We start from the raw sequence: 23711 nt of genomic DNA, 5'->3' as shown, positions 1-23711 counted from the left end.
GCAGCGCCTGCTCATTTTAATTCTTACTCATATAAAATAAACTCCACTGCGAAAACCAAAGTCTCTGTTAAACGGAAGCTAAAGTTATTTTTCAATTTTCTCTGATTCGTAGTCGTCTACGATTATATTAATAATTTTATATGATTCGTCTGCAATTGCTTTGTTAGTATACTTATTACCATTGTAGGTTATTAAAGCCTTCCATAACGCCCATCCTCTTGCTCTGTTCCAAGTTCCTTCATCCATATTTAATACACTTTTGAATATCTTTCTACTCTCTTCATCAAAAAACGTCCATGCCATTGCAGCATCACAAGCAGGATCACCAACTCCCAAAATACCGAAATCAATGACTGCATAGAGTTTTCCGTCTTGAATGAGTATATTTCCTGGTGCTATATCACCATGGACCCAAACCGGCTCCATTTCCCATTTAGAATCAAGGGCTGATTCCCAAATTTCTTTTAAGACCTGTTCATTAAAAACATCTTTATTATTCTCAATTGCATATCTTGACTCTTCATCGTATACAGCTATAGATCCGCCTCTATAGAAATTATGCTCCCCGGCTAAAGGACCTTCACTAGCATCAATAGATTGTAATTCAATTAAAAAAGAACCCAAGTCTATTGCAAATTGGTTAAGATCATTTAATTTTTCCAGAGACAATGTCTCTCCTTCCAACCATTTGTTGATTGACCATGGCCATGGATATTCTTCATTAGGATTCCCCTTAGCTAGTGGCATGGAAATGGGTAAAGAAAGTTTTGCGGATAACATTGGCAGCCATTTTTGTTCTTTCTCCACTTGAGGAGCGTAGGATGCTGCACTTGGCAATCTTACACTCATATGTTCACCTAAATGAAATGTTCTATTATCATTCCCACTAAATTTTACAGGTCTGATATCTAGCTCAGACCATTCTGGGAATTGTTCATTTATTAATCTTACAACAACATCAACATTTATATTTTTCATTAATTACCTCTCCAATCACCCAAATTGCGTCTAAATAATATGATGGTCCTTGTGAAGAAAATTCACATACTCATCCTTCGTTAAACCAAACAAGATGGAATCATGATATTTTCCGTTTATGTAGAACACTTGACGCCTGATTCCTTCTTGAACACACCCTACTTTTCTAAGCATACTAGCCGATGGCTCATTTCCTTCAAGAACATAATCATTGAATTTATTTAGTCTACGCTCGAAGAAAGCATATCTTAGGAGCATGTGTACTGCCCTGGTTCCATATCCTTTACCTCGGTAGGGTTTATCAATCACGATGCCTATGCTAAATGTTCCGTTCCTCTCGTCAATGCTATTTAAATTAATACCGCCTACACTTACACCATCCAAGTCTTCAATGGTAAACATAATTCTACTGTTCGTTGATGAAAAGTCCGTATTTTCCTCAACAAATCTTTTTGCTTCAGAAATTGTAGGCGGCAATTCTATTGTACATTCTAACAATCGACGCGCAGGAGTGTCATATCCACTTACAAAACAGCTTTCCCAATCTTCTAGTGAAATTCCACGCAATCGTATAGCTTCGTCTTGCCAAAAGTAAGTGCTGTAGTCTATTTCTTGCATAGAAACACCTCCACTCAATGAATAATTGTTATAATTATAACTAGTAAATTCAATGCGTGGTTAGTAATTTTCGGTTATAACTATTTTGCCCGTTAGCTTAATAAAAAAAGCAGGCCACCGCAGCGCCTGCTCATTTTTTTATGCTATTTAATCACCATATCTGTTAGTTTAACGTGCTAATTATACAAACAACTATTCTTCTCGTTTCACTTTTTTTCGTCGAGAGAGTGATATCCCTCCAAAGCCACTGATGACTGCAATGTAAAAACCTATATCATACCACCAGCCAGAGTTGTAGATTTCATATACTCTAATATCGTGATTGAAAATGCCAATAATAACGGAAATAGGAGCAACCCAGCCATGCCATATTCCCCAGAAAAAGCCTGCAGGATTTTGAGCATTATTTACTCCATCTCCAGGTACACAGCCCGTTAATGAAAGAACAGTAAAAGTCATTAGTACCATTATTAATAAATACCTTTTTTTCATATCTCATCACCATCCAATAACAAGTTTAACGAAGCCAATTTGTAAAATAGAAAATTTCACTTCTATATTATGGAGACTAATCTCAAAATATTCTACAATTTCTTTTCCCTATATTAAACAAGCTGCCAACCTTTAAATATCTGAGATGTCCTCGCCTTCAAAGCGCTCCCTACGTCAATGGGCCTCGCCACGCTACATGTTATACCAATACATCGGATGCTCTGCGATTAGATCAAATCCAAGTTTATTTGCAAGAGATATCGATGCTTGATTATCTGAATGACAACTCCAGTTTGGTAGTAGTCTTTTACTACGGCATTCATTGATAAACTCGATACCAACTTTTGTCGCGAGTCCTCTACATTTATGTTCCTCAATTGTAATAATATCAATCTCAGCAAAACCTCCACCAACGTAAGGAGATGAACAAACGCTTATGATTTTATTCTCTTTTGTAATAAAATGTCCGATGCCGCACTCATTAAAATACTCGTTGGAATCCCACACTAGCTTATAGTATGTATAGAAATCCTCGCGATATCTATTTGAGATATCTTCGTTTAGCGCTTCATATTGCAGTCCTTCATCAATGTTTATATGTATGTCTTTACTATTTTCAATAAACTTTTGCTCATTAAATCGGAAATAAATACGTTTTATTTTATTTGCATGTACTAGTTGATATTTCTGGAAAGCTCTTTCCCATTCGTCTGTGAACATCGCCAGTGCATAGAACCCAATGTGGTTATCTTTCTGATTTAGAAAGTTCGCTACCTCGTCATTAAATGTGCAGTCTGAGGCATTACCAACTAAACAATAAAATCCACCGCAACTTGTAAGAAAAGCAGCAGACGGATCTAATCTACTGTTTACAAATATCCTTCCATTTTGCACATGCTCAATAACAGAAAAGGCAAAGACTGCTTTGTTTTGGATTTTTGAAAACATTGGTAATACTTTAGTAAATTCGTTCCTACTCAACTCGAACATAACCCACCTCATTAAATATGCTTTCATTATTATTCGATCATAGATTCAGTTATCATTAATATTCTGATCTACCCATTAGCTTAATAAAATGAGCAGGCCATTGAAATGCCTGAGTTAACAAATTTTAGGGCATTAATCCTTATTTCTAAGCTTATTAAAATGATTTATTGTAGATTTCACATCATCTTCATTATTAAAATCAACTAGCTTACGAAGTTTCATGCTCCAGCAATTTAAATTCAAGGAAACGCATAACAACTTACATATTCGTAATGCTTCAGTTACACTACCCTCTTCTTTATAAACATTAGTTCTGACAGATATCTCTTCAGCCTTTTCTGATTCGGTGCCCGTATTTAGTTCGATCTCAACTTTGTATATTCCATCATCATAGAGAAAATAACACGCATCATTAAATGAATTCCAAGATTTCAAAGTTGGTTCATTTTTTATATAAGTTGAGTTTTTGAGTAATTCTACTGTTTGGACAAAGTCGAAATTGTTCTGCCCAATAAACTCCATCCCATCTTCAGTAACGATTGGTTCATTTCCAAATGGAAATAGAATAAACTGATAATCTCCGATAGCCACAGTAATCGCCTCCAAATATGGAAAGTGAACAATTTACAATTGTTGATCGTTCAATCAAGCTAAAGAAAAACATCGATTAGCTTATTCAAAGCGATGTATTCCAACACAACTATTCCTATGCAAATAAGTATAAAAAACTGAAGTCTTGCTGTGTTAATTCTATCCTTCCAATATTCCCCTCTAAAAAACGAAATTATGTTAGGAGTAAATGTATGCTTAATAGATTCGTTATAATCACTTTCATTCACAAAGAAAATACGAAACAGAAATTTATATATTGGAATATTTAAAAGAAATAAAACAATAATCATAACCAATTCAAGAGTCATATTGTTTTCCTCCAAATATATCTTTACCTTATTTTACAATATATGTTTTTACTCATGCATAACAGACTGATACATCATATGGATCAAGGAACTAGCTGCCGATGTGGGAGTATAATGATACGTACAGTTATTGCTTTCATGAGGTGACATATCGTTAACCTTCTTCTCTGTACGTACCCCAGCCTGATTTTCTATAATGTTTCATTAATGCTTCATTATAATTTTTAGTACTAAACGAATATATAAGTCCCTTGTCTTTATCTATCAATCCTATTAATTTCAGAGCTTTCACATTAGAGTAGGATAATAAAACACTATAATTATTAATAATCTCACCTGTGTTTATGGTACAAACATAATAATTCTCAAATTTATTTTTTCTTTCAGGCTTAAGTGGTTCTAGCCCCATTTGAATACGATTTCCCCCTTTTTTCCACCAAATCGAATTATGTCCCCAATAAAAGTCTTTAGCCCAAAACTCGGGTGACTCATGATAAGCCATATTATCATGATTAGTTAATTCAATGTGTCTCCAATTTTGATTTATTAAATCAATCGCTTCTTTAAGACTGATTGGAAATCTTGATATTAGCTCGATTATTATCGACCATATAAAATATCGACCCTCTAAATTCGTGCGAAATCGAATATACCGTTTAAGATATGATGTTTTCATTAAATTTCCTTCCATTATAACGTCTTATTTAAAAAGTTTGTGATCATTCTACTAAGGTATTCTCATAGTAAATTAATCTATTAAAATTGGACTAATAAAAAAAATCACTCGTAGGATTTTCCGGCAGAGAGAATAATTGCGAAGGTACGCCAATCTGGCTCAAGATTAGTCCTTGTATCTTCAAGCCACGCCTTCATCCCATCTAAAAATGATTCCAACTTCGGATTTTCCCAATCATTTTTATTTGTATTCAAATCGCTCATTAAAGAAGCTACAAATTGAAGCATATCCTCTTTTGTTTTTGCCTCATAAGGGTTTAAGCTCATTGTACTGAATCACCTCAGAAAAAGTTCTTAGTTTAACTGTTTTCGTACTCAATTTTAACACATATTGGAACTATCCTGGGCGTTAGCTTAATAACAAATAAGCAAAAAAACTTCCCCGCAGTACCCTGCAGAGAAGTTCTCTCTAATAAAATATCTTTTCATTCCGCTATAGTTGCTGCTTTGTGTAATATCTCAATTCATTGATTTTTAAAATATTGCACATGCTCTGACACCCACTGGGCAAAGGTGCGTGCTGGTCGGCCAGTGACCTGTTCAACGGTAGGAACCACTGTATATGCAGATTTAGGAGGGTTTGCATGCCAGCCTACTACAAAATTAATAACATCCTCTTGGGCTCCCTTATTCCGCATGCGTTCGCGTGCTTGCTCTTCGGTGAGCTCGACGAATTGGATATCCTTCCCGATTGCAGCACTGATCGTGCGAACCTTCTCTGGTATGGTTAGCACTTCAGGTCCGGTCAACGTATAGATTTTACCTGCATGACCGGTGTTGGTCAGTGCGGTTGCAGCGACACTACCGATGTCGGCCGGGTGAATCATCGCATCCAAAGAATCAGCAAATGGCTCCTTCACAATGCCTTCCGAGCGAATGGACTCTGCCCAGATAAGTGTATTGGACATAAACTCTGGAGGCGGCTGGAGAAAGGTTCACTCCAGGCTGCTCGCTTCCACGGCCTGCTCCACGGGTCCGTTCACACCGCTCCACAATACTGTGACTCGCTCTACTCCAGCTTTCTTGGCCAGTTCAACAATTTCGGGTCCAGTCTGCAGCGGGCCAAAACCTTCACTGTTAAACGTAATTAAGTGCATGCTTGTAACGCCCTTCAACGCGGGTAAAAGAGTCTCTGGAGAAGCAAGATCGCCATATACAACCTCAACCTCTATGGGGAAATTTGCTTTTGCCGGGTTACGCGTCAACGCACGCACATTATGACCTGTTCGGACGAGTTCTTCAACGATATATCGACCCACATTTCCGGTTGCTCCTGTTACTAAAATCGTCATGGCTCAGCCTCCTTAATTTCTTTTATCTTGGTGGTTTTTCATTAAAATGATTTGCTTTTTCAAGCTTAATTCCGCATCTGCTAAAGCTTTCTGTTGTCGAATAACTTCATCCAGTTTTGTTTCATAGATTTGAAGTAATTCATCACAATACTCGTCTTTTTCGCCGAATTCGTCGTTACCCGGATATTGGCAATACATAATATCTTTTATCTGATCCGTTGTGAGTCCTAAATTAAGATAGAGTTGAATCGTATGAATGACTTCGACAATAGAATCATCAAATTCGCGATAATTATTGTCAAGACGAGAAGCGGTTATCAGCCCTTTTTTCTCATAGTGTCTTAAGGACCGAATACTAGTGCCGGTCTGTTTCGCTATTTGGCTTATTTTCATTTTCATAGCTCAACTTCCTTTCTTTGTATTCTTAGTTCATCATAAAGCATGACACTAGTGTTATAGTCAAGTCCTTTTTAAGAAAATGAGCAGCCCACCATAGCGTCTGCTCACATTTTTTATAATTCAACTATTGTGTCCCGTTATCTCAACAACCAATATACCCTTAGCCAGCCTCGTTATAAAAATAATTAGAACCCTTCAATACTATTCAGATTGTCGCTCACGTCCCATCGCCTCAAGTACTTCGAGTTTTTGCTCATACTGACGAATTAGGGCTGGATCGGGCCCATCGCGGTGCTTTTCGATGAACGCCTGAAGCGCTTTACGGTATTGCGAAAAGAATTTTGAGTTGGTGGAGTTTGTTGCAAGCTTGGCTTCGGCTTTTATAATCGGTTTCAAATCCTTATTAATTATCCATTTCTTCCCGTATTCTGACTTATCGCTCATGATGAGGAGATTACGTTCGAAACCTGGAACATACTTGGCGACGAAAACTTCACCCTTAGGCGGAATAAGAATGGCATTACGCAGCGGATAAATACTAATTTTGAGATAAGCACCCTGTTAATTGCACGAGGAAATTCAATGTGTTTTATACTAGAAATCATTTAATTAAACATCCCTATTCTAATTTATACTATGCCAGCCCTATTGTTGTATTCTAATGCGTTCTTGTTTGCCATGACCTTGTTCGATTTTCAGCGGCTTCTTATCTAAAAAATATTCCCACCCATTTGCAATTGCATATTCAAACAATCGTTCACGTTCTTATATATGAGGGTTGAAGTGCCATCTTCCCATCTAAAAAATCTCGATAATAACTAGTAATTTTAAAATTCGTTAGATATACTGAACTATCCTGCTCGTTAGCCTAATAACAAGAATGAGCAAATAAACCTCCCCGCAGCATCCTGCAGAGAGGTTTATTTTCAATTTGAATGGATCAGACTTTTGACTTTTTTGGTTCCCTATTGGCTACGCCAAAAATTCGTTCCGCTTTAAAGTACATTCAGCGCCTTCAGCAAAGCCCATTCACTGGATTTGAATCCTTCTATTGAAAAATGAGCATCTGGAAACATCGGGGACAAATGATGGTACCCAGGGTATACATGTAATTCCACTAACACACCATCAAAGACCAGTTGTTTTGCAAATAATAAGGCTTCATCGATGAATAAATCAATGCTGCCTATACTTATATAAGTGGGCGGCAAACCAGCTAGTGATTTTGCACGCGCAGGCACATAATACTCACTAACCGTTTCATGACCGGGTTCATGCCCTAAAACAGATTTCCAGCCGAAATAGTTACTTCCTTTTGTCCAAACAAACTCACCCGCATAGGGATGTTCTGGCGCAATACTTGTACGGTCATCAAGCATTGGATTACGCAGCCTTAGATGATGGATATCAAATTCCTTTTGGTCACGAATGTAAATGGCAAGACCCGCTGCTAATCCTGCACCGGCACTGCTGCCGGATATGGCCACTTTTTGAGAATCGATCGCTAATTCCTCTGCATGCTCAATACACCATTTTAGGCCCGAATAACAATCCTGTAGCTGACTAGGCTGAGCATGCTCTGGTGCCAAGCGATAATACACAGATACACAGCAAAAACCGTGCTGGGATGCAAGCGAAGCATTAGCTGTACGATCACCAACCGGACTTCCCATAACCATACCGCCGCCGTGAATAGAATAAAATAAAGGCAACTTCTTGTACTTTGGCTGGATTGGTTTAATGATCTCTATGCGAATATCTGGACCTCCAAAATAACTTGGTACTGTTTTTTCTTCAAAAGTAACTGGGAACAACTGCGTAACATCTATTTGCGGCAGCATTTTTGCTTGATTGTTACGTGATTCCATTAACATTGATTCAGAAAGATCCGTTGTTGGAAATAAATCAACTACACTAATAATTTCTTGATCAACTAAATGTCTACTTCTGTTTTTTTGCTCACTCATGGTTTTTAATTTCCTCGCTTTCTATCTATACACATCATTCATTATGATGTGCTGCTCTTCGTTTTATGCAGTAATTCGAGCCCTTTCTAACTTTCTTTCGTCTGCTAATTTCCAACTATCATGTACACTCTCACATGCTAAACCTATTTTAAATAATGTAGACAGCTATTCATATGTCAACAATGGCTTAGATTCATTGTTAACACAAAAAAGGCACTAATGAGAAATTCTCACCAGTGCCCTTTATTCTTTATTCATTATGTGAATACACAATTCTCTTAATCGTATCAATGGAGAGGAAATATTCCTTGGAAAGCTGCTCGATACTGCTCTTACTCATAAAAGCGTTTCTAATAGCGGCATTTCGCTGATCCAGTAACTGTCTACCACCGCTCAAGCTTCCCCAGTTTTTATATTCCTTTTCTTGCTTAGGAATGTAAAGAGCCTCTCCTTGAACATACTTTTGAATTTCCATAATTAGTTCTTCAGGCAATATCTTTGTTGCATTAATATATTTCAACTTCGCCCGCTCCTTATTTTGACAATTAAAAATAAGGTGCAAAGCCAAAATATTAGAAAAGCTTATTCAGCGCTATAAAATGTTTCGCCCCACGCAAAGTAACGCTTTTCCAATAACAGGCTTTGCATGAGTGGAAGAAGTACCAGATAATCTTAAGAGATTCTCCATCAGTAAGCACCCCCTTTTCCTAACAAGTATAACATAACTTCAAATGGAGAAGACCCGCATAGAGAAAACGTGAACTAAGCCTTTAAATCGGCATGTACTAATTTGATTTTGATGTGTGCTTGGAAATAGAAGTAATTATTATATCCCAGTCATCATAATGAAGTTCATGTCCAGTACCCTCCAATGTCAGTAAAACAGCATCCGGAATTTCATTAGCAAGATTTTCTCCATGTTTATAAGGAATAATGGGATCTTCAGTACCGTGAACAATCAGAGTGGGAGCAATGATTTCATTCGTCCTAACCAGATAAGATTCCCCACCTGTCAGTAAGGCGTGATTCCCCATGCTTGCGATATTGTTGCTTCTATCAAATTCTTTTTCCGCCAATGCGCCAATTCTCTTCTCATCAAAAACATGCTTTGAACCGACCAGAATCTTTGATCTATTAATGGCAAATTCAACTACCGACTGTTTGTTCGTCCAATCTACAGCCCCCATATTCGAGAAAAACTCCATAATTCTTTCCTCCATCGGAGGAAGATGCGGAGCAAAATTGGACGTTGAAACGAGGGTAATGGTTTTAACCCTCTCCGGATGCCGCAGAGCAATCATTTGAGTCAACATACCACCCATGGACATGCCTAAGATATGAGCTTGCTCAATCTTATAATCATCCAACACTCTTATTGCATCATCTGCCATATCTTCAAAAGTATAACCCGGTTGACCAGGCTCGTAAGTTGTTGAACGTCCAACATCTCGGTTATCATAACGCATGATAAAACGTCCTGCATCTGCCAAACGCTGACAAAATTCTTCTTCCCACCAAATCAGTGAGGATTGAGCACCCATAATTAGCAAGATGGCCGGATGATCTGGCTTTCCGAAACTGTCTGCACATATATTAATCCCATCTACTTTTATTAGTTGTTCGTTCATATGGAACCCTCCAATATTTCTTAAAAATAAAAAACACAGGCCATAGGCCTGTGCGCATACTGTAATCGAAAAAGAATTTGAGAATGAACACAATATTATGATTACCCTATGGAAGAGAATCAGTCCAATAACAGGGTAGATCATAAAAAGTTCAATCCATTTCCTTTGTATCTAGTTTATATGGCATGAAGGCAGGGTTACCCCTCTCCCCAATAATATAAAACTAAACTAGGTTACCGTGAAGGCAAACTAATCTTCGATGACGATGCACACAAAATAGTCTTAAACCACAAACCAATTCATTGTGCAAAAAGTATCGAAGAATTAGATCAACACACGTAACCCCTCCGTTCGTATAAGTTAAATTTATGCTAACATATGACAAAGTTATATGTCAAATACTAGGCGGTTTCCTTTGTGTTAAACTTTATCCTAGTTTCATAAAGCTATGCTGCCTCTTCACTTATGTTATTTGAAATTTTCGCGAATTGATTTACATACCCTGCCAGATAAAAAGCACAGCGCCAACAATTGGACGTTTTTATACGCTCAGCATTATTGAACATTTGCTTAGAATAGACCGGTTTCTCAAAACGCTAACCATATTTTCAGCCTGTTTTTTGAAACTTTCCTTTAAGTAACCTAAATATTTTTATTGTTTTTTCCGAGAAACCTTGAAAGAAATCACTTAGATATTTTTGGACAAGGAATCGTACCAAACTAAAGAATAGAGAAATAACTATTATAAACACAAATAGTTTTAATCCTGTTTCTATATATTCCATTTAGATAACGCCCTCCTATTCAATTATCATTATATACTAATAAATCGATTGAAATGGAACATGTCGATAACCGCTATCCATACAGAAACTTTCAATTTCACGTTTGGCCAGACAGTTAGCCATACCTTTTATTAAAGCAGAGCCGATTCCATAGCAATAGCGGTAGCCCTTTGTGAATGAATGCTTATTATTCGAAAGTTTAGAGAATTATTTTCTTTTTATTAATTTATGAATACTTGAAGGCTTTAAACCAGCTTGAATAAGCAATTTAATATTGAAACCCGACTTCCCATAGCTTAAACGATACCAATAGTAATTTATGTATTCTATCACGGAAAAAACATAAATCAACATACCAAAAAATAGGTCTCTTTTATTCTGTGCAAGCATTAACAAGAAAATAACAATTAACAAAGCCAAAAGAAGATTAATTCTTCTAAGCATAATTAGAGTATTCCGCATTAACAATGATTTCTCTTTACCTAATGATTGAGATCTAAATACCCAATACAGCACACCTTGAATTAACTGCAACACAAGAAATGAAAACGCAAGCAAGCTTGCGAATCCTAAATCTAGATACAGTTTAAATACAACCAAAAAAGAAATAGCCGCTACTAACTCACCAAAAGCTAGATTCAACAAGTGTTTTCTTAGTTTTTTCATAAAACTCCTTTTAAAGATCACCAACACCAACTGGTTTATATCAATTAAAGTATTCATTTTACAATATTATCATGTTAAGCATAACTGCCCGTTAGCGTAACGATGAGCTAGCACGCGGCCGCCCTTTCGGTAATTAACTATCGTCTCCCATCCCTGAGTCATATTCGTTCAGGTAAAGTCCAGGTCGTTATTATCTCTTAACCTGATCACTTTCTCTTTGTATTTTTTTAACTTGGCTTCGAAACCGCTTCTATTTTGTTCAAAATCCCTTGTCCATTTATACATCATCTTCAACATCAGGATGTCTGGCTTATAATGACACTTTTCAATACCAAGATTTTGCTTAAGGAATCTCTTCAGGATTCTTATCCTTCGCGTCCACAATGGAGTATCAAGAAATATGATTGTATCGGCCATTTCATACAAACATTGATAGGACTCTCTATCTGTTCCTTCAAATATCCATGTACCGTGTATATCTATTTCCTTTATAACCTCAATTTGTTCTTCTGCTGAACGTTTATGTCGTCCCGTGGATGTTTGATGATGGACTATGGAGTCAAGTTCATAACAAGGTACACTAACTTTCTGCGATAAGCGTTTAGCCAATGTCGTCTTACCACTAGCTACAACTCCAATAATGAAGATCTTTTTCATTCCTATTCTAGCTCCCTGCATCGAGCATATTTGACTTTAAATGACTTCTCTATAGACAAGAGAGATTCCTTCTAATGCAATTTTGGCAAGATGTCAGCCCACATTATGGAACGAATACTCATTAGCGTAACCTGAACGTTAGATTAATATAACCAAGGAGCAGCTGCCGTGGCTAAACTGCAACCCGAATGATAGACACTTTAGAAAAAGTGATTTTCTTTTGGGTTATGTCTAGTTAGGGTAATGATCAGAAAGTGAACCTATACCCTCCAGTTCAAATTCGAGAGTTACCTCATAATGTTGTAAATAATTCTTAGTTGTTTATTAAGCATATTTTTAAATATTTGTTTAAAAAATGCTTGGAAAAACGTTCATACTCGACCTAAGCAGGGGAGAAATCCTGATCAAAGGTCTATTTTATGACAAAGCAACTTCCAGTATAGTTCCATATGTAAGATAATACTAGGAGGTTTTAACGCATGACAGAAGCCGTTTTGAAGCTTCGCAACGTGACCAAATCGATTGGCGGACGTAAGATCGTCGACAATCTTAGTTTCGATATACCCGCAGGCGAAGTATTCGGATTTCTCGGACCGAACGGTGCCGGCAAGACGACAACAATACGGATGATTGTTGGCTTGATATCGATGTCGAAGGGCGAGGCCCTAATTAAAGGCGTATCCGTCCGCGAGCACTTCGAGCTTGCTATGACGCATGTAGGAGCGATCGTCGAAAATCCAGAAATGTATAAATTTTTGACCGGTTATCAAAACCTTGTTCATTTTGCCCGTCGGCATAAAGGCATTACGAAGGAACGGATCAATGAGGTCGTTAAGCTTCTCGGGCTTCAGAACCGTATTCACGAGAAGGTTAAGCGTTACTCTCTCGGCATGAGGCAGCGGCTTGGCGTTGCCCAAGCGATTCTGCATCGTCCATCGTTGCTCATCCTTGATGAGCCGACAAACGGACTCGACCCTGCAGGAATTAGAGAACTGCGCGATTATTTGCGCAAGCTGACGAGAGAAGAAGGCATCTCCGTCATCGTCTCTTCCCATCTTCTGTCCGAAATGGAGCTTATGTGCGACCGGGTCGCGATAATCCAAGCCGGCAAGCTCATCGATATTCGCTCGCTGCAGGAAACTCGCGATTCGATACAGTCGAAGGTCGTTATCGAAGTCGGCGATTTACTTGCCGCTCAGCAGCTGCTATCCGCCATCTTCGATGCAACCCGCATTACGGTGAAAGGCAATCAGCTCGAAATTGCGGCTGACAAAGCTGCCATCCCCGATATTACAAGGCTGCTTGTAAGCTCGGAGATTGACGTGCTCGGCATTCAAGCGGCGCAGAAGTCACTAGAAGAACAATTCTTGGAAATTACCGGAGGTGAGATGGTTGTCTAGTCTGTCTAATCTAATTCGAAACGAAAATATGAAAATATATCGTCGTCCTCGTACATGGCTGATGATTGCCTTCCTCGTTTTTACAATTGCATTGATGAGCGGCATCATGAAGTGGGAATCAAGCCAAAATAATACGATCGACTGGCAAAACAACCTGACCGAACGGAATAGCAACATGCAACAGGAGCTTCAAGAAAACAAAGAACTCTCGGAAGAGGACAAAACATACTTCGCTAACGAAATCAAACTCAATGAATATTATTTGGAACAAAATACTAATCCTAACGAATTGTCATTGTGGAATTATGTAGATACATCATCATACTTAATTATTTTAGCGACGATTCTAACCGTCATTATCGCTGCCGATATGATTGCGGCCGAATTCACTTGGGGCACGATCAAGCTGCTGCTTGTCGGTCCGGCTTCGCGCACGAAGATTATGATCAGCAAATACATCGCCACGCTTGGGTTCGCGCTTCTGCTGCTCATATTGACATTTGCGTCTGCTTACGCGGCTGGAGGTATTCTCGAAGGCTTCGAAGGAACAAGCCAAGCGAAAATATCGATTACCGATGGCGGAGTTATCCAAGAAAGTTCCTATTTCTTGAATTCGTTGGAGAAATACGCTTTCTCGATCGTATCCATGCTCATGTACGTAACGATGGCTTTCATGATATCATCCGCGTTCCGCAGCTCCTCGATGGCCATAGCCTTCTCGCTTCTGTTCATGCTGGTCGGCAATACGCTATCGGCGCTTCTCAGCGGCTATAGCTGGGTCAAGTATTTGCTCTTCTCCAACATTGACCTGACGCAATATATGCAAGGGGCATCGCCGCTAAGACCGGAAATGACGTTGACGTTCTCGATTATGATACTTGTCGCCTACTACATCGTATTCCAATTCTTAGCTTGGTTACTGTTTACGAGACGCGACGTCGCCGCTTAAGGGCAATACCAATACTAAGAACCTCGGGCACTGCTTGAAAGAAGCTGTGCCCGAGGTTCTTTTGTTTTAATCCAACTAACGTGTCCCGTTAGTTAAACGATCTATATCCGATCTTTTAATTTTGGACGTGGATAAAAACTTAGAGTATTTCATTCCGACACTTTATTTTCTGCGTTACCGTGTCAATTCGGCGTTCGGTCGACTAATCTTTTTACCGAACCCACTGTATTGCACTTGAATCCGGTCTTCCGGGCGAATGTCGACGGTATACAGAACGAGCAGAAAGAACCATTCCAGCGGCTTCATCGCCACATAGATCACATCCGCTGCTATCTTCGTGCGAATCTGCCGACTTACCGGATAGCCGTATTTGTCGTATAGTCGGCGAATCGTGCGGTGGGAGGCGGGCATGTACTGTTCCAGCACATTTTCGAACGCGTTAGCGATCATAAGCTGGCGATTCACTGTGATAGACATGCCGTGCCGGATTCCTGGCCTAAGCGGCTTGACTAGGGATCGATGTCCCATAGCGGCGACGGTGCACAAATAATGGCCATCCCCTGACACCACTTCCGGCGGTGGCGCTGGCAGCCTCGACAAGTAGAAGCCGCTCGTATCCAGAAACGCCCGCACTACGCCATCCGGCCGCTGCCCGAACAAGACTAGAAGCAATTGAACAACAAGCTGAACAGGGAATAGCAGTGCCATCCATAGCGCCGGAATTGCCCGGCGACGCATGATGATGAAGCGATGCAGAGGCCGCTGCCAGGCGGGCATCGTCTCCGCATCTTCCTCCTTTGCGAACACCTTCCATACGTCCAATGAACGCTTGAGCTGCGCCAGATACAGCAGGCAAGACGTTAAGCTCCCGGTTTGAAGAAGCAATACGGAGAAGATCTTATTAAAATCGTAGTTGGAAAAGCCGGTATGAATGAAATAGACTGTGGTCAGCGAAATGCAAAGAACCAAAAATACGTTGCAGCAAGTATATACAATTGGAGAAAGCTTCCTATGATAGATTCTCAGCGCCCAATAGGAAAAGAAGCCGATCAACCAGTCTACGCAAAGTACGGCACTATGCTTGTGGGACAGAGATGCGTATGCATATAATGGCTCTCCGGTTTCTGAATACATTTTTAACGGCGCACCTCCTGGTACCCCTTTCACATCAAATAAGAAGCCAACGATCAGGAGAAACGAGGTGATCGAAAGTAGAATGCCGTCTACGAGCCGGGTTAACGTCAATCCTTCGCCTTGTTCGCTTTCCCCAGCTTTTCGCGCGAACGTAAACACCGCCCGAATGAGGGCGGTGAACGCTAGGAGAAGAAATGGAGTGAACAACAATAGCATTTCTTAATGCTCCTTCCGGTCGATATTGGACAGGACTTGTGCGGCAGGCGCGCTTGTCGTTTCGCCGATACCGGGCTTCTAGCGGTTCGCCACCGCAATCAATAAGGTAGACGTCATCGTTGAATGCCCGATTTCTAAATTTTAAGAAAGCAGTTTTGGAAGTGGCGAATGCTAAAGTCCCTTTGACGCTGTATGATACTGATCCTAAAAAAGGCAGTCTTTTGGGAGGAATCGAAGTCAAACTGCCGCTGTGTTATTAAATGAACGTGTCCGGTTTGCACCTCCGAAGATTTTTTATGATATATGTAAGGAACTGACCATTTATCTAGTCAATGATACTCTGAATTTATAATCCAAAAAAAGAGAAAAATGATCATATGTATTTTCCTATTTATTGGTCCTTACTGCCCGTTAGCGTAGCGTAGGACTGCCATGTGGCAGCCCTTAATGCTTAATATGAGACCTAATATTGAAATTACAGCAGCGAGGTTTCGAACTTCACCTCCGGAAAGCGGCTATCCGGTCCTTTCATTAAGATTCCGCCTTGATTTTTTAGATAAATATCGAAGAAATCCAGCATATAGGCATTGATAACGGAGTTCACTCTTTCGGGCGCAATCTTTCCTGTAACTCCCAGCATTTTGAAAATCGGAGAAATGAACTGTACGTCAGTAAAATTCAAATGCTCCGTATTGTCTATATAGAGGAATTGTCCCCCTGCGTCAACCGTTTCGCGCATCCGTTCAAGCTCTATCTTTTTGTCTTCTATTACTTGATCCATCCACTCTCTTGTGTTGCCCATACGTTTAAGCTCTGCCTCCGTATAGGCGTGGTTATCCTTTACCATTTTTAATCTTTCGAATTCGCTTTGCGAGTTCATGAACAAAAACGGCTTACGCAGACCCTCTCTCTCACGCAGTCGATAAAGCGCTCCATCCAAGTCTATTCCAACCGTGATTCGTGGATCGTAAGTAACGTCATAGGCCGTCGCTCCTCCGATGGAATGACCGAACACCCCGACATGTCCGAGATCAATCCTCCCTTTTATATGACTTGGAATCTGCCCCGATTGGATGAGCTCGAATTGGTCCAGCGTAAACGCCACATCGTCGGTTAAAACTTTTCCCAACTTGTCGCGATTTCCGCTTTCCGTCCGGTAATCATGGTCGGGCGAGAATAAGTCGTTGGTTGTGCTGGTCGTGATTCGACCATCCGGAAACTCGGTTGCAAATGTATTGTAGGTATGGTCGATCACTGCCACGATATATCCGTGACTCGCAAGATTTTCGGCTTGCGACGTATGGAGAAACCTGGAAGAGCCGAACCCGGGATTGGCAAGGATCAGCGGGTATGAAGTCTGTGCCGAAGAAACTTCGGCCCCCGAATAAGCATGACTGGATACGTACTTCAGGTGTTGAAGAGTAAACCCGGGAAGGCCATAGTTCCCAGCCATATAACGTAAAATCTGGGGATCAGGAATAAAGGGAGCGTACTGGCCGGTGCCAGCTTGAGCCGGATACCATACCTGAACCATCAATTCTCTCCTACCATCTCTGGCTTCGTCGAAAATCTCTTCCCTCTCTGTATCCACAAAATGATAAGTTTGCGTTCCTACCTTAAATTCGCCTGTCGGTTCAGGCAGTTTAAATACAGGAAAAGCATACATGAGACCCGCTGTTACGACCAGCATTATCGCTATAGCGGTATTAACTGAACCCAACATGAAACGCGGGATTTTTTTTGGACCGTTTTTTTTAAAATAGCTATAACCTGAAATGGCTAAAAAAATGATCGTTATGCAATATGGGAAAAATAGCTGAACTCTGTATCCTTCCACCGTCCAATGAATGACCAGTAAAAGTGTGGCGATCCCGCTTGCAACAAATACTGAAATCTTACGCCGTCCTTTTTTTAATAGGACTGATAATGCAAATAAGCCGATGTTTGACAAAAAAAGCAACAGTTCAAACAGCCTCATCTCGATTCTCCTTTTAAAAAATTTCTATTTTCGTTTATTCCAATATTATCCTGATAAATTGGCCTAAGCTATCGCTTTGCCTTACATCTACCTTACAATTTTGTAAGACGCTTATTTAGCACGTAACCATGAAGTGGCAACCATGGTAACCATTCCTGAGACTGATCTTGCAGCCCCCTTTTCTTGTCCAACCTGACCTGATAAACTGCCCGTTAGCTCAACGAGGCTGCCGATTTATTTCGGCAGCCTCGTCCTGGTGATTAATTACTCGTTAGCTTAATTGAGCATCGTCAGCTTAAGACTTCATTTTCTTATGACACCGCTGGCGCCTGGCTAGCATCTTGAGCTTGTTCGCATGCTTTTCAAATTTTTGAATACATTTATGTATTCGATTAACAGGAGGACACAAGTCATGTCACAACTCGGGCAATCGTTTATGAGAGGTACTTTGGTTTTGTCTGTTGCTGCTTTCATCAATCGTATTCTCGGTTTTATCAGCGGCATGTATATAGCTCGCGTACTGGGCGCAGAGGGAATCGGCATCTTGATGATGGCGCATCCGCTTGTTCCGCTCGTCATTACGATTACGGAGCTTGGATTACCGGTGGCAATTTCCAAGTTGGTCGCAGAGGCCCAGGCACGCGGCGAACGGATGAAAGTGAGGCGCATTCTGTATGTCTCGCTCGCAGTTACGGGCGTTTTGAGCGTAGCGCTCACGACCATATCGTTACTTGGATCAGAGTGGATCGCGTCAATTCTGTTAAGCGACCAGCGGGCTTATTACGCCATGCTAGCGATTACACCGATCGCACCGATTATCGCAGTCTCCGCCGTTTTAAAGGGTTATTTTCGGGGCATGCAGCAGATGAAGACCATTGCAGCTTCCGATGTGCTGGAGCATACCGTTCAAATCGCTTGTGTGCTAGCGTTGGTACACCTATTGCTGCCTTACGGAATTGCTTACGCAGCTGCTGGTGCAATGGCTGCCTCTGTCGTAAGCGAAGCGATAAGCCTCTTATTTCTGATGACAAGCTACAAGCTATATGGTGAATCGAAGGTATCGGGCGAGACTTGGGCGAGCCATCTGAAACAAGGAAGAAGCACACTCGGCGAGCTGCTGCAAATCGGACTTCCAACGACTGGTCATGGTATCATTCATTCGCTTTACAACGCTTTCCAGCCGCTTCTTATTACAACCAGCCTGGGCCTGTACGGCATCGGCACAGCTTTAGCCACGAAGCAATTCGGTCTACTGGCCGGCTATGTGTTTCCTCTATTGTTCATGCCAAGCTTTATTACGCAATCCTTATCCACCGCTCTTATTCCAGCGATTGGTGAGGCCACAGTGAACAAAAATAGTTTGCTCATACATGAGCGGATGAATCAAGCTATGATATTGGGACTTCTGATCGGTGCGCCAGCAACCGTTATCCTGTACGAATGGGCAACTCCACTAACGACACAAGTCTATAATGCGCCTGAAGCAGGATTACTTTTAAAAATACTGGCGCCTATGTTTTTTCTACATTATTTCGATGCTCCACTTCATGCGATTCTACTTGGCCTCGGTCGCGCGAAAGCAGCTCTATGGAATTACGTAATAGCTACTGTATTTAAGGGTGTCTCGGTCTTCGTGTTAGGCAGTCAATTAGGAATCGTTGGTGTTGCGTTCGGCATCGGTATTGGCATATTGATACAAACGTTGTTGAACTTTTTTTCCATCTCGAGTTCGATCGGATTTTATGGGAGCATTCGTCCTTATATCAAGGTTGGGATCTGCATGATGCTAATGGCAATCTGCGGACACTTGACCTATAACCAGTTAGCCAGCCACGGTATGCCGCAGTTATGGTGCGTAATCATATCAATCCTCTGTTCCTTGTTTCTTTATTTCGCTGCTCTAGTCGTGACCGGTACGTTGAATTGGAAGAGCACGCGTCATAAATTTTCAATTCCATGGTAAGAAAAAGCAGTCATGATTCAATATGTAAAAAGAACATAAAGTATTAGACTGGATGTCTTTATTCCACCCGATTTTTAGAGTTGTCATACCGTAAGACTCCACAAAATAAGTTTTAGACTGAACTTAGAAATTGAAATAGCGACAGCCAAGGACGAGAAAATAAAGAGTCCTAGACTGTCGCTATTTTATAGAACTTACGTGTCCAATTAGTTGAATTCCATTATTGAACAGACGATGATCAAAAAAGCTCTATCAACACGTTAAAGTATAAGAGCCAGCGAGATTGATACTTCAGTTGCAAAAACTAGTTTCCCTTGCCTCAGTCTAAATATTTCTACTAACTGACGCCTCTCTATAGCCCAATGAATGTGATAAACTCATATTCAATTAACTGTTTTTCAATCCAGTAAATCATCTCATTGATTAATTCACCAATTAAAACCCTATTTTCTAAATAACTATTTAAAAAGCTCTCTGTTTGTGTCATAAAATATGGTTGTATGTATTCTGTTAGTTCAGTCTTTTTTTGATTAAGTAAGTATTACCTTATTAAGACAAGTCCACTTTTAATCTGATTCCAATATTCCTTTGAAATTTCAAAACGATCAAAATTCTCGAAAGGTTCATATCCGTTTTTAATCGCTGGTCTTAAAAAGACAAATAAGTCATCTTCAATATATACAGACTCAGTATTTCTATAGGCTTTTCATAAAACACCTGGGAATAATTCATGATAATTTTTATTTACCAATTGATTTAATCCTAGTAGATGATTCAAATTAGGATTCCTCCCTTGTGATTTATATGAACGCCCAATACCGCACTCTAAACTTCCCCTTAATTCTTCAATGAATTCAACGGCTCCCACTCAATTATCCTGCCAATTAGCTTAACGAGAAAGGAGCAGCTGCCATCCGGCTAACTGCTCTATGGTCCGTTGAACTATTGTTCCCCGTTAGTTCAATGATTAATTAGAATTATCGTCCGTAAGGCCATAAGTATTGTTAATTACCGAGGAATAATTATCCCAATTAAAGTAGAAAGGGCCTATGTCTATTTTTTTATTCTCACCTTCTAATATGAAATCTCTCCAGATGACAATATCCCCCTCTTTATCAATCTTAACTGAAATAAATCCACATTCCTCATCTCCACATAAAGGACAAACTAAAATGGGATACCTATAGTACAAATATTCGTGGGGTTGCCTTAAAAGAAAATAATCAATCATTTGCCGTTGATTATCACTTGTGCCCCAGCCTAATGCAGGGACCATGTTATATTTCCTGAGCCTATTGTATATCGATTTGCCATCAACAATAATGTCAGCAAATTGAGTATTTTTATTCCCATCTTGATTTGAGTCAAGCTCCTCATATCGGCTTGATAGTTTAGTGTCTAATTGATTTATTATTATCATTTTACCCCCCACTTACTGGACAAACTAATATTTCCACCCAAAATTATAACACTCTTTTTTGACCTGGTGCTTTATTGTATCCTGCCCATTCGTTGAGTCAAGGTTGTCTATCTCATCAGATGTTATCCCAATTGCCCAAGATTAAATCCAACATTATAATCCCGCCGTTGTTTCAGGCATGCTGACAATAAAAGCTCTACAGTAGCATTAAGACTCCTCGGCCTACTCCCACTGTATACCAATTTCATCAAATGAAGTTCTACTTTCTTCTAGTCCCGCCTCGTCTACGGATTCAATCATTTGAATTTCATCTTTTGTCATAGTAATGATTTCGGATGGATTACTTAACTTACGCAGAAATAGTTGTCTTAATAAATTAGTTTGTCCCTCTGACATTTCATATTCTTCTTTCCATGTGATTAAAGCATCCTCAATGTCACAGGATTGTCTATCTAAGAGAAAACCACCATGAGCAATTATCTCTTTCATTTCGTCCTGCGAGTAGATTATATCGTCGACTCCCCAAACAGCAGTAGTTATCAAAGGGACATCATTTCCATTGACATCGTCTAGCAGATATTGAAGAGTTTCATTTGCAGCTAATTGCTTCACTTCGTATGGAGCATCTCTAAAATAGTCTTGAGCATTTATGTAGTTGGATAATCTTTTGCTATGGTCATTACGAAATGCAGCAACAAAATAGTTAGAATGGAATGTTATGGTTCCTCTTGTTCCAGAACTATCTTGAACATTGTAATTGAAACCATCCCAAGATTGTTCATTAGCTAATTCAGGATAATGTGCTATGTTTATTGCATGTGCAATAGAAGCTAGCACACTGCCTTGCCAAAGTTTTTCTTTAGTCCATATCGTTTTTTCCATCTCGTTATAATTCCTCTCCACATTCATCATTCAGGAATTGTATATTAGCTTGATGTGGTATTTCATTACTTCTTCGTGAAGAAACTTTAATCTCCTTTTATTTAACCTATTTGTGGTGAGTGATTAAACTATGCTGCCTGTTAGTTGAACAAAGGGCTAACTCAGGGCAACCCTTTAATTATTGAACTATCGTGTCCCGTTAGCTCAAAGCGGGACTATTGGCTAAAAATACCGAAGCGTGAATATAGTGTTTATAAGAAGATTCTGGTCTCTACAATAAAACTACAAAATCCTCTTGAATTCTACTTCCCTACATATGATAAAAGACTTTCCTAAGATGGTTACTATAGATTCTTCAAGTTTAAGATCAAACTTAAGGACAGATGTATTAAGTCTATTATTCTTTAATACTTTCTCATACACCGTAATAATTGATTTTGGACCTTTAGCCAGAAGCCCTTGTCCTTGCATTAATAGCCATTCTAGATCCCCGATTAAAAAGTGCTGAAATTCTATCCATTTGTCTGTTGCCTTCTGATGTTCAGTTAGTAGTTCCCCAATAACCTTAAACACTTCATTTGATTTGCCTTTGAAATATAACTCATGAGTTGGTTCAAGATAATCAAGTAATAAAGGATGATTTGTTTCAATTTCTATATCTTCAAAAAAATCTAAAGTAATTTTATAATCTCTAACTTGTTTAAATTCCACTTCCCACTTTTGAACGATAGATCCGGTAAAATATAAAAAAACATGGAACTCAATAATAAGATCTTCATCAATTTCTCTAGTCATAACTGGACGAAAATAGACATCATCTTCAAAAATTGCTTCTTTAAACTCCTTTTGAAATATCTGATAAATAGCATTTCACCTTCTTATTGCATTAGAATTATCTATTAACGTCTCTTTTTCGAACTTCATAAATTCTCCGTACTTGAAGTTCTCTTGAAGCGATTAAACGATCCTGCCCTTTAGTTGAGAAAACGACTGCCATTATTTCGGGCCAATTTTTCTTATGTTCATGGGGCTGTCGCTAACCGTTGGTTTTTTCATTAGAAATTAAATAGGATTATTCAGGCTTATCTTTTTAGGGGTTAGCATACAAATCTATATCAAACTCAGCTTCAATATTCGAGACGAACTTTATCGCGTTCTTATCAAGATATAATGCAGGAGTATGTCCCTCTCGACTGCATGTAGGAAATTAATCAATCTTATAAAATATATATCCTATTAACATAATAAAATTCACTAAAATCAGAGAAATAATAACTCCCTTTCTTTTAAAACTCGAAAAAATCCCTAATCTTAAAGCAACAATTAAATCAACAAGTAAAACAATAAGTATCATTTTCCAAATATTAATTATAATCCCTTTCAATTAATAATCATCTTTTTTGTTTATTCTCCAGTTTGCTTCATAAAAAATCCAACTAGTCAGATATTCTCAAATAGCTAATTGCTTGTCTCTTAAGTTAGCGATTCTAATGTCAATGTGATCTTGAGTTACTTTATCTTGATAGAGATTGATCGACCATAGCTATAGCCCAAGGAATACGAAATCCATTCATTATTTTGTTAACTTCAAAACACTTTTCTATTGAAGACACCTCACAGTCTCGTTTCCATTTTAATTCTT

General features: G+C 39.4%; 24 protein-coding genes. 3 read left to right on the top strand and 21 right to left on the bottom strand.

The window, feature by feature from the left end; genetic code table 11:
• Positions 1 to 84 precede the first annotated feature (84 nt).
• The 16 genes from AC0VYE_RS12705 to AC0VYE_RS12630 all read right to left on the bottom strand — a co-directional run bounded on the left by AC0VYE_RS12705 (position 85) and on the right by AC0VYE_RS12630 (position 12127).
• Positions 85 to 978 carry an aminoglycoside phosphotransferase family protein gene (locus AC0VYE_RS12705; protein ID WP_076270597.1) on the bottom strand — a complete coding sequence of 298 codons (894 nt, stop codon included), beginning with the start codon at positions 976 to 978 and terminating at the stop codon, positions 85 to 87.
• Between the two features lie 30 nt (positions 979 to 1008).
• The gene (locus tag AC0VYE_RS12700) at positions 1009 to 1596 is read right to left on the bottom strand and encodes a GNAT family N-acetyltransferase (RefSeq protein WP_076270598.1); all 588 of its coding nucleotides are present in this window, start codon (positions 1594 to 1596) and stop codon (positions 1009 to 1011) included.
• A 192-nt stretch (positions 1597 to 1788) separates the two neighbouring features.
• The gene (locus AC0VYE_RS12695) at positions 1789 to 2088 is read right to left on the bottom strand and encodes a hypothetical protein (RefSeq protein ID WP_076270599.1); all 300 of its coding nucleotides are present in this window, start codon (positions 2086 to 2088) and stop codon (positions 1789 to 1791) included.
• Between the two features lie 192 nt (positions 2089 to 2280).
• On the bottom strand, positions 2281 to 3078 hold the full coding sequence (locus tag AC0VYE_RS12690) for a GNAT family N-acetyltransferase (protein WP_475448369.1): 798 nt from the start codon (positions 3076 to 3078) through the stop codon (positions 2281 to 2283).
• 132 nt (positions 3079 to 3210) lie between these two features.
• Positions 3211 to 3669, bottom strand: a complete 459-nt coding sequence (locus AC0VYE_RS12685; RefSeq protein ID WP_475448367.1) for a hypothetical protein — start codon at positions 3667 to 3669, stop codon at positions 3211 to 3213.
• 483 nt (positions 3670 to 4152) lie between these two features.
• On the bottom strand, positions 4153 to 4674 hold the full coding sequence (locus tag AC0VYE_RS12680; RefSeq protein WP_475448365.1) for a hypothetical protein: 522 nt from the start codon (positions 4672 to 4674) through the stop codon (positions 4153 to 4155).
• A gap of 104 nt (positions 4675 to 4778) precedes the next feature.
• A complete protein-coding gene (locus tag AC0VYE_RS12675) occupies positions 4779 to 5000 on the bottom strand; it encodes a DUF7660 family protein (RefSeq protein ID WP_475448363.1) in 222 nt (73 codons plus the stop codon).
• A gap of 197 nt (positions 5001 to 5197) precedes the next feature.
• Entirely contained in the window at positions 5198 to 5641 is a 444-nt protein-coding gene (locus AC0VYE_RS12670; RefSeq protein ID WP_475448361.1) for a Rossmann-fold NAD(P)-binding domain-containing protein, read from the bottom strand.
• Between the two features lie 27 nt (positions 5642 to 5668).
• Complete coding sequence (locus AC0VYE_RS12665; protein ID WP_475448359.1) at positions 5669 to 6025, bottom strand: SDR family oxidoreductase; 357 nt, start codon at positions 6023 to 6025, stop codon at positions 5669 to 5671.
• A 12-nt stretch (positions 6026 to 6037) separates the two neighbouring features.
• Positions 6038 to 6424, bottom strand: a complete 387-nt coding sequence (locus AC0VYE_RS12660; RefSeq protein ID WP_475448357.1) for a MerR family transcriptional regulator — start codon at positions 6422 to 6424, stop codon at positions 6038 to 6040.
• A 201-nt stretch (positions 6425 to 6625) separates the two neighbouring features.
• Positions 6626 to 6868, bottom strand: coding sequence for a hypothetical protein (locus tag AC0VYE_RS12655; RefSeq protein ID WP_475448355.1), 243 nt, complete (start codon positions 6866 to 6868; stop codon positions 6626 to 6628).
• Between the two features lie 551 nt (positions 6869 to 7419).
• Positions 7420 to 8391 carry an alpha/beta hydrolase fold domain-containing protein gene (locus AC0VYE_RS12650; protein WP_475448353.1) on the bottom strand — a complete coding sequence of 324 codons (972 nt, stop codon included), beginning with the start codon at positions 8389 to 8391 and terminating at the stop codon, positions 7420 to 7422.
• A 250-nt stretch (positions 8392 to 8641) separates the two neighbouring features.
• Positions 8642 to 8911, bottom strand: coding sequence for a CD3324 family protein (locus tag AC0VYE_RS12645; RefSeq protein ID WP_076270608.1), 270 nt, complete (start codon positions 8909 to 8911; stop codon positions 8642 to 8644).
• 265 nt (positions 8912 to 9176) lie between these two features.
• A complete protein-coding gene (gene mle, locus AC0VYE_RS12640; RefSeq protein ID WP_475448350.1) occupies positions 9177 to 10019 on the bottom strand; it encodes an alpha/beta fold macrolide esterase in 843 nt (280 codons plus the stop codon).
• Positions 10020 to 11011: 992 nt separating this feature from the next.
• Positions 11012 to 11470 carry a hypothetical protein gene (locus AC0VYE_RS12635; RefSeq protein ID WP_475448348.1) on the bottom strand — a complete coding sequence of 153 codons (459 nt, stop codon included), beginning with the start codon at positions 11468 to 11470 and terminating at the stop codon, positions 11012 to 11014.
• Positions 11471 to 11638: 168 nt separating this feature from the next.
• On the bottom strand, positions 11639 to 12127 hold the full coding sequence (locus AC0VYE_RS12630; RefSeq protein ID WP_475448346.1) for an AAA family ATPase: 489 nt from the start codon (positions 12125 to 12127) through the stop codon (positions 11639 to 11641).
• Between the two features lie 479 nt (positions 12128 to 12606).
• On the opposite strand from AC0VYE_RS12630, the gene AC0VYE_RS12625 reads away from it, so the two are divergent.
• Both AC0VYE_RS12625 and AC0VYE_RS12620 read left to right on the top strand, forming a co-directional pair.
• Complete coding sequence (locus AC0VYE_RS12625; RefSeq protein WP_076270612.1) at positions 12607 to 13527, top strand: ABC transporter ATP-binding protein; 921 nt, start codon at positions 12607 to 12609, stop codon at positions 13525 to 13527.
• The gene (locus AC0VYE_RS12620) at positions 13520 to 14476 is read left to right on the top strand and encodes an ABC transporter permease (RefSeq protein ID WP_083682513.1); all 957 of its coding nucleotides are present in this window, start codon (positions 13520 to 13522) and stop codon (positions 14474 to 14476) included. Before AC0VYE_RS12625 ends, AC0VYE_RS12620 begins: the two co-directional genes overlap by 8 nt.
• A 174-nt stretch (positions 14477 to 14650) precedes the next feature.
• On the opposite strand, the gene AC0VYE_RS12615 is transcribed toward AC0VYE_RS12620, so the two are convergent.
• Together AC0VYE_RS12615 and AC0VYE_RS12610 are read right to left on the bottom strand one after the other, a co-directional pair.
• Positions 14651 to 15826: a DUF6688 domain-containing protein gene (locus tag AC0VYE_RS12615; protein WP_475448343.1), complete on the bottom strand. Its 1176-nt coding sequence runs from the start codon at positions 15824 to 15826 to the stop codon at positions 14651 to 14653.
• A gap of 475 nt (positions 15827 to 16301) precedes the next feature.
• On the bottom strand, positions 16302 to 17804 hold the full coding sequence (locus tag AC0VYE_RS12610) for an alpha/beta hydrolase family protein (protein WP_475448341.1): 1503 nt from the start codon (positions 17802 to 17804) through the stop codon (positions 16302 to 16304).
• Between the two features lie 412 nt (positions 17805 to 18216).
• Between AC0VYE_RS12610 and spoVB the strand changes: the two genes are divergently transcribed.
• The gene (gene spoVB, locus AC0VYE_RS12605) at positions 18217 to 19767 is read left to right on the top strand and encodes a stage V sporulation protein B (RefSeq protein ID WP_475448339.1); all 1551 of its coding nucleotides are present in this window, start codon (positions 18217 to 18219) and stop codon (positions 19765 to 19767) included.
• 967 nt (positions 19768 to 20734) lie between these two features.
• On the opposite strand, the gene AC0VYE_RS12600 is transcribed toward spoVB, so the two are convergent.
• The 3 genes from AC0VYE_RS12600 to AC0VYE_RS12590 form a co-directional block, all read right to left on the bottom strand.
• On the bottom strand, positions 20735 to 21187 hold the full coding sequence (locus tag AC0VYE_RS12600; RefSeq protein ID WP_475448338.1) for an oxidoreductase: 453 nt from the start codon (positions 21185 to 21187) through the stop codon (positions 20735 to 20737).
• Between the two features lie 222 nt (positions 21188 to 21409).
• Positions 21410 to 22069 carry a hypothetical protein gene (locus AC0VYE_RS12595; protein ID WP_475448335.1) on the bottom strand — a complete coding sequence of 220 codons (660 nt, stop codon included), beginning with the start codon at positions 22067 to 22069 and terminating at the stop codon, positions 21410 to 21412.
• Between the two features lie 282 nt (positions 22070 to 22351).
• A complete protein-coding gene (locus AC0VYE_RS12590) occupies positions 22352 to 22780 on the bottom strand; it encodes a hypothetical protein (RefSeq protein WP_179089905.1) in 429 nt (142 codons plus the stop codon).
• Between the last annotated feature and the right edge of the window lie 931 nt (positions 22781 to 23711).

It is taken from the genome of Pristimantibacillus sp. Z349TD_6, assembly GCF_056173205.1.
Note: the sequence above shows the minus strand (reverse complement) of the source record. Positions and strands in the feature narration are given on the sequence as shown.